This window comes from Streptomyces sp. NPDC048392 (assembly GCF_043200575.1).
In the GTDB taxonomy this organism is placed as follows: domain Bacteria; phylum Actinomycetota; class Actinomycetes; order Streptomycetales; family Streptomycetaceae; genus Streptomyces.
This window is the reverse complement of the sequence record NZ_JBICYB010000005.1, coordinates 74,467-87,177: the sequence shown is the minus strand read 5'-3', so window position 1 is coordinate 87,177 and position 12,711 is coordinate 74,467. Positions and strand designations below refer to the sequence as shown.

The 12,711-nt window shown below is 74.6% G+C and carries 9 protein-coding genes; 7 read left to right on the top strand and 2 right to left on the bottom strand.

What is annotated here, in order from left to right; all coding sequences use genetic code 11:
* The first annotated feature begins 14 nt into the window (after nucleotides 1-14).
* Together ACGFYH_RS10220 and ACGFYH_RS10215 are read left to right on the top strand one after the other, a co-directional pair.
* Nucleotides 15-2,891, top strand: a complete 2,877-nt coding sequence (locus ACGFYH_RS10220) for an FAD-binding and (Fe-S)-binding domain-containing protein (RefSeq protein WP_393802679.1) — start codon at nucleotides 15-17, stop codon at nucleotides 2,889-2,891.
* Between the two features lie 415 nt (nucleotides 2,892-3,306).
* Nucleotides 3,307-3,816 (top strand): DinB family protein, encoded by a 510-nt coding sequence (locus ACGFYH_RS10215; RefSeq protein WP_393802868.1) that lies wholly within the window; start codon nucleotides 3,307-3,309, stop codon nucleotides 3,814-3,816.
* Between the two features lie 22 nt (nucleotides 3,817-3,838).
* Here the strand turns inward: ACGFYH_RS10215 and ACGFYH_RS10210 are convergent, their stop codons facing one another.
* Both ACGFYH_RS10210 and ACGFYH_RS10205 read right to left on the bottom strand, forming a co-directional pair.
* On the bottom strand, nucleotides 3,839-4,453 hold the full coding sequence (locus tag ACGFYH_RS10210; RefSeq protein ID WP_393802678.1) for a dihydrofolate reductase family protein: 615 nt from the start codon (nucleotides 4,451-4,453) through the stop codon (nucleotides 3,839-3,841).
* A 100-nt stretch (nucleotides 4,454-4,553) separates the two neighbouring features.
* Entirely contained in the window at nucleotides 4,554-5,006 is a 453-nt protein-coding gene (locus ACGFYH_RS10205) for an NUDIX hydrolase (RefSeq protein WP_393802677.1), read from the bottom strand.
* 197 nt (nucleotides 5,007-5,203) lie between these two features.
* On the opposite strand from ACGFYH_RS10205, the gene ACGFYH_RS10200 reads away from it, so the two are divergent.
* From ACGFYH_RS10200 to ACGFYH_RS10180, 5 genes are all read left to right on the top strand, one after another.
* On the top strand, nucleotides 5,204-6,190 hold the full coding sequence (locus tag ACGFYH_RS10200) for a DMT family transporter (protein ID WP_393802676.1): 987 nt from the start codon (nucleotides 5,204-5,206) through the stop codon (nucleotides 6,188-6,190).
* Between the two features lie 514 nt (nucleotides 6,191-6,704).
* Nucleotides 6,705-7,499, top strand: a complete 795-nt coding sequence (locus tag ACGFYH_RS10195; RefSeq protein ID WP_393802675.1) for a TIGR03084 family metal-binding protein — start codon at nucleotides 6,705-6,707, stop codon at nucleotides 7,497-7,499.
* Nucleotides 7,496-9,166, top strand: coding sequence for an acyclic terpene utilization AtuA family protein (locus ACGFYH_RS10190; protein WP_393802674.1), 1,671 nt, complete (start codon nucleotides 7,496-7,498; stop codon nucleotides 9,164-9,166). Before ACGFYH_RS10195 ends, ACGFYH_RS10190 begins: the two co-directional genes overlap by 4 nt.
* Nucleotides 9,163-10,761, top strand: a complete 1,599-nt coding sequence (locus tag ACGFYH_RS10185) for an acyl-CoA carboxylase subunit beta (RefSeq protein ID WP_393802673.1) — start codon at nucleotides 9,163-9,165, stop codon at nucleotides 10,759-10,761. Before ACGFYH_RS10190 ends, ACGFYH_RS10185 begins: the two co-directional genes overlap by 4 nt.
* 79 nt (nucleotides 10,762-10,840) lie before the next feature.
* Nucleotides 10,841-12,688 (top strand): biotin carboxylase N-terminal domain-containing protein, encoded by a 1,848-nt coding sequence (locus tag ACGFYH_RS10180; RefSeq protein WP_393802867.1) that lies wholly within the window; start codon nucleotides 10,841-10,843, stop codon nucleotides 12,686-12,688.
* Nucleotides 12,689-12,711: the final 23 nt, after the last annotated feature.

Here is a 12,711-nt window from a genome sequence, read left to right as displayed (position 1 = left end):
CCATGCTGGAGGGCATGACCGATCTGGAGGCAGCACTGCGCAGGGCCGTCCGCGGCGAGGTCGGGTTCGACGTCACGTCGCGGGCGCTGACCACCATGGACGCGTCGAACTACCGGAGGGTCCCGCTCGGGGTGGTCGCGCCCAGGGACGCCGACGACGTGGCGGCCGTGCTGGAGGTGTGCCGGGAGCGCGGGGTGCCGGTCGTGGCGCGGGGCGGCGGCACGTCGATCGCCGGGCAGGCGACGGGTACGGGGGTGGTGGTGGACTTCACCCGGCACATGAACCGGCTGGTCTCGCTCGACCCGGAGGCCCGCACGGCCGTGGTCCAGCCCGGCCTGGTCCTGGACCGCCTCCAGGACGCCGCCGCCCCGCACGGCCTGCGCTTCGGCCCCGATCCCTCCACCCACAGCCGGTGCACGCTCGGCGGCATGATCGGCAACAACTCGTGCGGTTCCCACTCGGTGGCGTGGGGCACGACGGCGGACGGCGTCCGCGAGCTGTCCGTGCTCACCGCGCGCGGTGAGCGGCTGCGGCTGGGGCGGGAGTGGTCCGGGGCGCCGGACGGCCTGCGCGAACTGGTGGACGGCGATCTGGCGCGTCTGCGCACCGGTTTCCCCGATCTTCCGCGCCGAATCTCCGGCTACGCGCTGGACGCGCTGCTGCCGGAGAAGGGCGCGGACGTGGCCCGCTCCTTCTGCGGCTCGGAGGGCACGCTGGGCGTGCTGACCGAGGCGGTCGTCCGGCTGGTCGAGTCGCCGCGCGCGCGTGCGCTGGCCGTACTGGGCTACGTCGACGAGGCCGGAGCGGCGGAGGCGGCCGCCGGGCTGCTGCCGCTGGGCCCGCTGACGGTGGAGGGCATGGCGGTGGACCTGGTGCCGTCCACGGAAGGGCTGCCCCGGGGCGGCGCCTGGCTGTTCGCGGAGACGGGCGGCGACACGGAGGCGGAGGCACGCGCGCTCGCGGAGGCGGTCGTGCGGGCGGCGGATGTCGTGGACGCGCTCGTGGTGACCGACCCGGCCGGGCAGCGGGCGCTGTGGCGCGTCAGGGAGGACGCGAGCGGCACGGCGACGCGGATGCCGGACGGTTCGGAGGCGTGGCCGGGGTGGGAGGACTGCGCGGTGCCGCCGGCCCGGCTGGGCGGCTACCTGCGGGACTTCCGGCGCCTGCTCACCGCCCACGCGTTGCGCGGCACGCCGTACGGGCACTTCGGCGACGGCTGCATCCACGTACGCATCGACTTCGACCTGCTGACGGCCGACGGGGTCGCCCGCTTCCGCCGCTTCTCGGAGGAACTGGCGGACGTGGTCGTCGCGCACGGGGGTTCGCTGTCCGGGGAGCACGGGGACGGGCAGGCGCGGGCGGAGCTGCTGCCCAGGATGTACGGGGAGGAGACGGTGGCGCTGTTCGGGCGTGCGAAGGCGCTCTGGGACCCGGACGACCTTCTCAACCCCGGGATGCTGGTCCGCCCGGCCCCCCTCGACACGAACCTCCGTTTCGCCGTCCTGCCGCGCGGGCCGGTGGACGTGGAGTTCGGCTACCCGTCCGACGGCGGCGACTTCTCGGCGGCGGTGCGCCGCTGCGTGGGGGTCGCCAAGTGCCGTACGACGTCGGTGTCCGGCTCGGGCGTGATGTGCCCGTCGTTCCGGGCGACGGGAGAGGAGGAGCACTCCACGCGCGGGCGGGCCCGCCTGCTGCACGAGATGCTCGCGGGCGAGCTGGTCACGGACGGCTGGCGCTCGCCTGAGGTCCGCGACGCCCTGGACCTGTGCCTGTCCTGCAAGGGCTGCCGCTCCGACTGCCCGGTCGGGGTCGACATGGCCACGTACAAGGCGGAGTTCCTGCACCACCACTACGCGGGGCGCCGCCGCCCCGCCGCCCACTACGCGATGGGGTGGCTGCCGGTGTGGCTGCGCTGGGCGGCGCGGGCGCGGGTGGCGCCGGTCGTCAACGCCCTCGCCTCCGTGAGGCCGTTGACCGCCGTGGCGAAACGGCTGGGCGGGATCGCGCGGGAGCGGGAGCTGCCGCGGCTGGCCAGGGAGACGTTCAGTCGGTGGTGGCGCGGGCGGGAGGCGTCCTCCGGCGGGGGAGCCCTGGTCGTCCTGTGGCCCGACACGTTCACCGAGCACCTGTCGCCGTCCGTGGGCCGGGCGGCCGTACGGGTGCTGGAAGCCGCGGGGCTGCGGGTGGTGCTGCCGCCGACGCTGCGGGGGCCCGCCGTGGTCGGCGACGGTACGTCGAGGTCGGCGGCCCCGCTCCTGTCTCTGCTGACGGCCCGCCGTGGGAGGGTCTGCTGCGGTCTGACGTACGTGTCGACGGGCCAGCTGGACCGTGCCCGCGCGGTGCTGCGCCGCACGCTGGACCTGATGACGCCCGTGCTGGAGACCTCGGCGCCGGTCGTCGTCCTGGAACCGAGCTGCGCCGCCGCCCTGCGCACGGACCTGCCCGAGCTGCTGCACGACGACCCGCGGGCGGCCCGGCTCGCCGCCCGCGTCCTGACCTTCGCCGAGGCCCTGGAACGCCACGCCCCCGGCTGGGCCCCGCCCGCGGTGGACCGCCCGGTCACCGGCCAGACCCACTGCCACCAGCACGCGGTCCTGGGCGACACGGCCGACCGCCGGCTGCGCGAGGCGGCGGGCCTGACCGGTGAGCTGAGCGGCGGCTGCTGCGGCCTCGCGGGCAACTTCGGTTTCGAGGACGGCCACTACGAGGTGTCGGCCGCCTGCGCCGAGGACCAGCTGCTCCCGGCGGTGCGCGAGGCGCCGGACGGGGCGGTGGTCCTGGCGGACGGCTTCTCCTGCCGGACCCAGCTGGGGCAGCTGGCGGGGGTGCGAGGGCGGCATCTCGCGGAGGTGCTGGCGGAGGGGCTGGAGGATGGTCCCGGGAAACGCTGACAGAACCGCCTGTGTGTCCTCGCCCCGCTCAATTGAGCCCGTTCAGCCTCCGTCCCCGGCTCTCGGCCACCCGGAGTGCGTCCGCGAGGGCGGCACCGCGCGATCCGGCGGCGGCTACTACGGCCACCGGGACGAACTGCCCGGCTGCGTCACCTGGGTCGGTGCCACCGGCGACGGGGCCCGGAGCGCGGCGGTGTACATCAGCAGTGACGGTGGCCAGGGCATCCAGCAGGCCGTGATCGGACTCGCCGGGCGGGAGCCGCGCCGGTCACGCTCTAGGACACGGACCGACCTAGAGCGCTCGTAGCGTGGTCCTCGACCGACGGAGCAGGAACACCGGAAGGCGGAGACCATGGTTTTCGACGAGACCACCACGAGCGACCTGTCGACCGACGACCCGACCGAGGCCCCGGCCATGACCGGTGAGCGCGCCGACCTGCTGGAGATGCTGGCAAAGCACCGGCACTTCCTGCGCTTCACCACCCGTGACCTCACCGACGAGCAGGCCGGGCTCCGGACCACCGCCGGCGAGCTCTGCCTGGGCGGCCTGATCAAGCACATGACCGCGGGCGAGCGGAATTGGGGGGCCTTCATTCTGAACGGCCCGTCGGCGATGAAGGACTTCGCGGCCATGACCGAGGCCGACTGGGCACGGCGGGCCGACGAGTTCCGGATGCTGCCCGGTGAGACGCTGGCCGGTGTGCTGGCCGACTACGCCGAGGCGGCCCGCCGGACCGACGAGCTGGTCGCCACCCTGCCCGACCTGGGGGCCACGCACCCGTTGCCGAAGGCCCCGTGGTTCGAGGCCGGAGCGCGGTGGTCGGCCCGCCGGGTGCTGATGCACATCATCGCCGAGACCGCCCAGCACGCCGGCCACGCCGACATCATCCGCGAGTCCCTGGACGGCGCCAAGAGCATGGGCTGACCGGCGGCACCGGTCGGCCGGGTCACTTCACGAAGCGGTACTTAAGGTGGGTGGCCGACGGGGTCTCGACGACCCTCACCTGTTCCAGGTCGCGTCGCTGCGCGCCCAGCCCCTCGAAGAGCCGCAGCCCGTCGCCGAGGAGCGCGGGCACCACGTGCAGCTGGAGCTCGTCGACGAGCCCCGCCGCGACGTACTGCCGGACCGTGTCCGCGCCGCCCCCGATGTCGACGTTCCGGTCCCCGGCGGCGGCCCTCGCCCGCTCCAGAGCGCTGTGGATGCCGTCGGCCACGAAGGTGAAGGTGGTGCCGCCCTCCTTCACCAGGGTGGGGCGGGGGCGGTGGGTGAGGACGAACACCGGGGTACGGAAGGGCGGGTCGTCGCCCCAGGGCTCCTCGCCCGTGTCGTACATCGTCCGGCCCATGACCACCGCTCCGGTGGCCTCGAACCACTCCCGGACCAGCTCGGAGTCGCGGTTCTCGTCCCCGCCGGTCATGCCCTGGCGCTCGCGCCAGCTCGCCAGGGTGTGGATCCACTGGAAGATCGGCTCGGCGCCGTCGCCGCCCGGGTTGTCGAGGGTGACGTTCGGGCCGGCGACGTAGCCGTCGAGGGTGATGGCCAGGTCCGCGGTCACGGTCATGAGGGGCTCCCGGGGGTCGTGGGTGCGGGGGTCGTCGTTCTGCCTTCACTTCCACGTCGACCGGGAGTCCGCGATTTCGACAGCCGCCCGCGAAGGCGGCTCAGAGCATCGTCTCGCCCCGGGCCAGCGGCCGGCACACCGGCTGGACGCCCTCGGGAAGGTCGTCCGGGCGGCACCAGCGGGCCTCCAGGATCTCGAACGGGTCGAGGCGCAGCTCGCCGCCCAGCAGACGGGCCTCGTACGCCATCTCGACGCGGGTGCGCGGCCCGCTGTCGAGCATGACCAGGCGGCCGACCTCCACGTCGAGGTCGGTCTCCTCCTTGACCTCGCGGACCACGGTCTGCCGGAAATCCTCGCCCTTGCGGGCGAAGCCGCTCGGCAGACCCCACTGGCGGCCCGGGGGCCACATCCGGTGCTTCAGCAGCAGGACCCGCCCCTCTTCGTCGCGCACGACACCGGTCACGCCGACCACGTACTTGGTGTGCAGCAGCCACATCACGCGGCTCTGGACGGGGCGCAGCAGGCGCCAGAGGCGGGTCAGGAGTCGTCTCACCCGGCGGACGGTACCCGGTCGGTCCGCGGCCGGGGCGGGCGGTGGTCCCGCTCGCCTGCCGGACGTGCGTTGACAGCCGCGCGCCCCGGAGCCGACAGTTGCGTAGGAGTGCTACATGCCTGACAGAGTCCATTACCCTGGACCATGCCGTACAGCGTGATGAACGACGTCCACCCGCAGACCGCCCCGGAGTCCCCGTGAGTACCCCCAGCGCCGCCCCCGGCACCTCGTCCCCGGCCGCCGCACCCGTGGCCGTCCCCGGCGCCGCGCCCGCCACCGGCCTGGCGTCGGTGCCGGACGGTGCGCCGGGCGGGCGGTTCGGTTCCCTCGGGCCGGTCGGCCTGGTCCTCGCCGGTGGTCTCTCCGTGCAGTTCGGCGCCGCGCTGGCCGTGAGCCTGATGCCGCGGGCCGGGGCGCTCGGCGTGGTGACCCTGCGGCTGGTCGTGGCGGCCGTCGTCATGCTCCTGGTCTGCCGGCCGCGGCTGCGCGGCCACTCCAGGGCCGACTGGGGCACGGTCGTGGTCTTCGGCACCGCCATGGCCGGTATGAACGGCCTCTTCTACCAGGCCGTCGACCGCATCCCGCTCGGCCCGGCCGTCACCCTTGAGGTGCTCGGCCCGCTCGCCCTGTCCGTCTTCGCCTCCCGCCGCGCCGTCAACTTCGTCTGGGCCGGGCTCGCGCTGGCCGGCGTCTTCCTGCTGGGCGGTGGCGGCTTCGACGGCCTCGACCCGGCCGGTGCCGCCTTCGCGCTGGCGGCGGGCGCGATGTGGGCGGCGTACATCGTCTTCAGCGCCCGCACCGGACGCCGCTTCCCCCAGGCCGACGGCCTGGCCCTCGCGATGGCGGTCGGGGCGCTGCTGTTCCTGCCGCTGGGCATCGCCGAGTCGGGCGGCAGGCTGATCGACCCGGTGACGCTCGCGCTGGGCGCCGGGGTCGCCGTCCTCTCCTCCGTCCTGCCGTACACCCTCGAACTCCTCGCCCTGCGCCGCCTGCCCGCGCCGACCTTCGCCGTCCTCATGAGCCTGGAACCCGCCATCGCCGCGGCGGCCGGCTTCCTCATCCTCGACCAGGCCCTGTCCGCCACCCAGTCCGCCGCCATCGCGCTGGTCGTCGCGGCGAGCATGGGCGCGGTGCGGGCCCAGGTCGGGCGGCGGCGGACGAAAGCACTCCCGGAACTCCCGTAACCGCCGCGGGCCCGCCAAGCCCCGGCCCGGCGGACCGTCACCCGCAAGGACCGCGAGGGAGACATCCGCTTCGGCTGCCGGGGCGAGAGCGCAGGGCGCGAGCTGACGAGCGACACCGGCGTGATCGCCCAGAACCCCCTCGGTCCCGGCGCCACGTACGACGTGCCGTCGGCCGACCGCCGACACGGAGGCGCGCCACAAGCTCCCGCCGGCCGGGGCGTCGGCCGGAACCGAGATCCGCGTCAGGCACCGCAACGGCGACATCGCGCTGCTGGTCATCCGGACGAAGCCGGCCGCCGTGCCGGAGATCGGCTTCCTCACCGTGGACCTGACGGTCTGGCCGGCAACAGTGACAGACCGGGCGTGAGCGGCGCACCGTCGCGGTGAGCACCCCGGAACATGCGAGCGGGTGCCCTCGCCAAGAATCATGCAAGCGTGCTTGATTGTTATCACGGCTCCTGCCATGCTCCTCACCACACCGCGCCGCAAGCCGCCGTCCCCGAGGGGAGCGACCGTGTCCGACCCGACGCCCGTGATCGACGACCTGCGCGAGGAGAGCGAGGAACTCGACGCGCTGGTCGCCAAGTTGGACCCTCAGGGGTGGCGTCTCGCCACCCCGGCGCCCGGCTGGACGATCGCCCACCAGATCGCGCACCTGAACTGGACCGACCGGGCCGCCCTGCTCGCCGTCACCGACGAGGACGGCTTCGAGGGCCTGGTCGAACAGGCCCTCGCCGCGCCCGACCGGTACGTCGACGACGGCGCCGAGGAGGGTGCCCGGCTGGCACCCGCCGCGCTGCTGGCGGCCTGGAGGCAGGGCCGCGCCGTCCTCGACCGGGCGCTGCGCGCCGCCGCGCCCGGCGCGCGCTTCCCCTGGTACGGCCCGCCCATGGCCGCCGCCTCCATGGCCACCGCCCGCCTGATGGAGACCTGGGCCCACGGCCTGGACATCGCGGACGCGATCGGCGTCGTACGCCCGCCCACCGACCGCCTGCGGCACGTGGCCCGCATCGGCGTCCGCGCCCGGGACTTCGCCCACACCGTGCACGGACTCACCCCGCCCGCCGAGCAGTTCCGCGTCGAACTCACCGGCCCCGGCGGCGACCTGTGGGCGTACGGCCCCGAGGACGCCCCGCAGCGCGTCACCGGCCCGGCGCTCGACTTCTGCCTCCTGGCCACCCGGCGCGCCCACCGCGCCGACCTCGCCCTCACCGCCGAGGGCGCGGACGCCGACCGCTGGCTGGACATCGCCCAGGCCTTCGCCGGACCGCCGGGAACCGGACGCCCGCCGAAGGAGGAGCCCCGGTGAGCGTGCTGCGTGTCGGCAACGCCTCCGGCTTCTACGGCGACCGCTTCGACGCCATGCGCGACATGCTCACCGACGGCCCCCTGGACGTCCTCACCGGCGACTACCTCGCCGAGCTGACCATGCTCATCCTGGGCCGGGACCGGCTGAAAGACCCCGGCGCCGGGTACGCCCGCACCTTCCTGCGGCAACTGGAGGAGTGCCTCGGCCTCGCCCACGAGCGGGGGGTCCGCATCGTCGCCAACGCCGGGGGCCTCAACCCCGCCGGGCTCGCCGACGCCGTACGGGCGCTGGCCGGCCGGCTCGGCATCCCGGTGCGGGTCGCGCACGTCGAGGGCGACGACCTCACCGCCGCCCACCCGGGCGTGCTGGCCGCGCACGCCTACCTCGGCGGCTTCGGCATCGCCGCGTGCCTGCGCGCGGGCGCCGACGTGGTCGTCACCGGGCGGGTCACCGACGCCGCCCTGGTCACCGGGCCGGCCGCCGCGCACTTCGGCTGGGGGCCGACGGACTACGACCGGCTCGCGGGCGCGGTCGTCGCCGGGCACGTGCTGGAGTGCGGGGCGCAGGCGACCGGCGGCAACTACGCGTTCTTCCAGGAAGGCGACGTACGGCGGCCCGGCTTCCCGCTCGCCGAACTGCACGCCGACGGCACCTCGGTCATCACCAAGCACGACGGCACCGGCGGCTTCGTCGACGTCGGCACCGTCACCGCCCAGCTGCTGTACGAGACGGGCGGCGCCCGGTACGCGGGGCCCGACGTCACCGCCCGGCTGGACACCGTACGGCTCACCCGGGACGGCGCCGACCGCGTCCGCGTCGAGGGGGTGCGGGGCGAGGCACCGCCGCCCACCCTCAAGGTCGGCCTGAACCGGCTCGGCGGCTTCCGCAACGAGGTCGCCTTCGTGCTCACCGGCCTCGACATCGAGGCCAAGGCCGCGCTGGTGCGGGCCCAGCTGGAACCCGCGCTCGGCCAGGCCGCCGACGTCCGCTGGGACCTGGCCCGCACCGACCGGCCCGACGCGCCGACGGAGGAGACGGCGAGCGCCCTGCTGCGGCTCGTCGTCCGGGACGCCGACCAGCAGGTCGTCGGCCGGGCGCTGAGCGGTGCCGCGATCGAGCTGGCCCTCGCCAGTTACCCCGGGTTCCATGTGCTCGCCCCACCCGGAAAGGGGGCGCCCTATGGGGTGTTCGACGCCCTTCACGTCCCCCGGGACACCGTCGGGCACATCGCCGTGCTCCACGACGGGCGCCGAGTGGCGGTGCCACCGGCCCGGGACGCCGCCGCACCGGCGGACGTACCGGAGCCGCCCCTGCCGGAGCCCCTGCCGGCAGGGCCGCTCAAGAGCGCCCCCCTCGGCCTCGTCGCCGGGGCCCGCAGCGGCGACAAGGGCGGCAACGCCAACGTCGGCGTGTGGGCGCGCACCGAGGACGCCTGGCGCTGGCTCGCGCACGAGCTGACCGCCGACCGGTTCCGCGAGCTGATCCCCGAGGCCCGCGCCCTGCCCGTCACCCGGCACCCGCTGCCCAACCTGCGCGCCCTCAACTTCGTCGTCGAGGGCATCCTCGGCGAGGGCGTCGCCGCGCAGGCCCGTTTCGACCCGCAGGCCAAGGCGCTCGGCGAGTGGCTGCGCGCCCGCCACCTGGACATCCCGGAGGCCCTCCTGTGACCGTCCTGCCGTCGGCCCTGGACCCCAGCGGCCCCGACCACCGCGAGCACCGCGAGGCGATGCTCGCCAAACTCGCCGGCCTGGACGCCGAGCACACCAAGGCCCTCGCGGGCGGCGGCGAGAAGTACGTCGCCCGGCACCGGGGGCGCGGCAAGCTCCTCGCCCGCGAGCGCGTCGAGCTGCTCCTCGACCCCGACACGCCGTTCCTGGAGCTGTCCCCGCTGGCGGCCTGGGGGAGCGAGTACGCGACCGGCGGCTCCCTCGTCACCGGTATCGGCGTGGTCGAGGGCGTCGAGTGCCTCATCACCGCCAACGACCCGACCGTGCGCGGCGGAGCCAGCAATCCCTGGTCGCTGAAGAAGGCGCTGCGCGCCAACGACATCGCGCTCGCCAACCGGCTGCCCTGCGTCAGCCTGGTCGAGTCCGGCGGCGCCGACCTGCCCTCCCAGAAGGAGATCTTCGTCCCGGGCGGCGCGATCTTCCGGGACCTGACCCGGCTGTCCGCGGCCGGAATCCCCACCATCGCCGTCGTCTTCGGCAACTCGACCGCGGGCGGCGCGTACATCCCCGGCATGTCCGACCACGTGATCATGGTCAAGGAGCGCGCCAAGGTGTTCCTCGGCGGTCCGCCGCTGGTCAAGATGGCCACCGGCGAGGAGAGCGACGACGAGTCGCTGGGCGGTGCCGAGATGCACGCGCGCACCTCGGGCCTCGCCGACCACTTCGCGGTCGACGAGCCGGACGCCCTGCGCCAGGCCCGCCGGGTGGTCGCCCGCCTCAACCACCGCAAGGCGTACGCCGATCCGGCACCCGCCGAGCCGCCCAGGTACGACCCCGAGGAACTGCTCGGCATCGTCCCCGGCGACCTCAAGGTCCCCTTCGACCCGCGCGAGGTGATCGCCCGGATCGTCGACGCCTCCGACTTCGACGAGTTCAAGCCGCTGTACGGAACGAGCCTGACGACCGGCTGGGCGGCCCTGCACGGCTATCCGGTGGGCATCCTCGCCAACGCCCAGGGGGTCCTCTTCAGCGAGGAGTCGCAGAAGGCCGCCCAGTTCATCCAGCTCGCCAACCAGCGCGACATCCCGCTTCTCTTCCTCCACAACACCACCGGCTACATGGTCGGCAAGGAGTACGAGCAGGGCGGCATCATCAAACACGGCGCGATGATGATCAACGCGGTCTCCAACTCCCGCGTCCCCCACCTGTCCGTCCTCATGGGCGCCTCCTACGGCGCCGGTCACTACGGCATGTGCGGCCGCGCCTACGACCCCCGCTTCCTCTTCGCCTGGCCCAGCGCCAAGTCCGCCGTCATGGGCCCGCAGCAGCTCGCCGGCGTGCTCTCCATCGTCGCCCGCCAGTCGGCCGCAGCGAAGGGGCAGCCGTACGACGACGAGGGCGACGCCGCCCTGCGCGCCATGGTGGAGCAGCAGATCGAGTCCGAGTCGCTGCCCATGTTCCTGTCCGGGCGGCTCTACGACGACGGCGTCATCGATCCGCGCGACACCCGCACCGTCCTCGGCCTGTGCCTGTCCGCCGTCCACACCGCCCCGTACCAGGGCGCGCGCGGCGGCTTCGGCGTCTTCCGGATGTGAGGAACACACCGTGACCAGCGAAACGAACACCGTGACCAGCGAGACGAACACCGTGATCAGCATCAGCGAGGGACACACCGTGCTCGGCACCGTCCTCGTCGCCAACCGGGGCGAGATCGCCTGCCGCGTCTTCCGCACCTGCCGCGCGGCGGGAATCCGGACGGTCGCGGTGCACTCCGACGCCGACGGGAACGCCCTCCACGCGCGCGTGGCCGACGCCGCCGTACGACTGCCGGGCGCGGCCCCCGCCGACACCTACCTGCGCGGCGACCTGATCGTGAAGGCCGCCGTCACCGCCGGCGCCGACGCCGTCCACCCCGGCTACGGCTTCCTCTCCGAGAACGCCGACTTCGCGCGCGCCGTCCTCGACGCCGGGCTCACCTGGATCGGGCCGCCGCCCGCGGCCATCGAGGCGATGGCGTCCAAGACGCGCGCCAAGGAGCTGATGGGCATCGCGCCCCTCACGGACGTCACCGCGGCGGACCTGCCGGTGCTGGTGAAGGCGGCGGCGGGCGGCGGCGGGCGCGGCATGCGCGTCGTACGGGACCTCGCCGACCTCGACGCCGAGCTGACCGCCGCCCGCGCCGAGGCCGCGAGCGCCTTCGGCGACGGCGAGGTCTTCGTCGAGCCCTATGTGGACAACGGCCGCCACGTCGAGGTGCAGATCTTCGCCGACACCCACGGCACCGTCTGGGCACTGGGCACCCGCGACTGCTCCCTCCAGCGCCGCCACCAGAAGGTGATCGAGGAGGCCCCGGCGCCGGGCCTGACGCCCGAACTGACCGGCGAGCTGCACGATCTCGCGGTACGCGCCGCCCGCGCCGTCGACTACGTCGGCGCCGGGACCGTCGAGTTCCTCGTCGCGGACGGCACGGCGCACTTCCTGGAGATGAACACCCGCCTCCAGGTCGAGCACCCGGTCACGGAGGCCGTCTTCGGCGTCGACCTCGTCGCCCTCCAGCTCCGCATCGCCGAGGGCCACGCCCTCGGGAACGACCCCCCGCGCGCGCGGGGCCACGCCGTCGAGGCCCGCCTGTACGCCGAGGACCCGGCCCGGGGCTGGGCCCCGCAGACCGGCCGCCTGCACCGCCTCACCGTCCCGGAGGGCATCCGCCTGGACACCGGCTACACCGGCGGGGACGACATCGGCGTCCACTACGACCCGATGCTCGCCAAGGCCGTCGCCCACGCACCCACGCGCGCGGAGGCCGTCCGCCGCCTCGCCGGCGCGCTGGAACGGGCGGCGATCCACGGCCCGGTCACCAACCGCGACCTGCTCGTCCGCTCCCTGCGCCACGAGGAGTTCACGTCCGGTCGCATGGACACCGGCTTCTACGACCGCCACCTGCCCGAACTGACCCGCCCCGGCGCCGATCCCCTCGCCCCGCTGGCCGCCGCCCTCGCCGAGGCGAGCGCGCCCTCCCGCTCCCGCTTCGGCGGCTGGCGCAACCTGCCCTCGCAGGCGCAGGCCAAGCGGTACGCGGTCGCGGGCGAGGAACACGAGGTCCGCTACCACCACACCCGCGACGGCCTCACCGCCGAGGGGGTACGCGTGGTGCACGCCGACGCCGAGCGGGTCGTCCTCGAAACCGACGGCGTACAGCGCCGCTTCGAGATCGCCCGCTACGGCGACCAGGTCCACGTGAACACCACCACCCTCACCGCCCTGCCCCGCTTCCCCGGCCCCGCCGCCCAGCACGCCCCCGGCTCCCTCCTCGCCCCCATGCCGGGCACCGTCGTCCGCGTCGCGGAGGGCCTGACGGAGGGGGCCGCGGTGACGGCCGGCCAGCCCTTGCTGTGGCTGGAGGCCATGAAGATGGAACACCGGATCACGGCCCCGGTCACCGGAAGGCTGACCGCGCTGCCCGTGGCCCCTGGGCGGCAGGTGGAGATGGGCACGCTCCTGGCGGTCGTCGAGACCGGCTGACCCAGGACGCGGGGAACCGCGCG

Coding starts and splice junctions, on each gene's coding strand:
- ACGFYH_RS10220 (WP_393802679.1), top strand. CDS start 15: ATGACCGATCTGGAGGCAGCACTGCGCAGGGCCGTCCGCGGCGAGGTC.
- ACGFYH_RS10215 (WP_393802868.1), top strand. CDS start 3,307: ATGACCGGTGAGCGCGCCGACCTGCTGGAGATGCTGGCAAAGCACCGG.
- ACGFYH_RS10210 (WP_393802678.1), bottom strand. CDS start 4,453: ATGACCGTGACCGCGGACCTGGCCATCACCCTCGACGGCTACGTCGCC.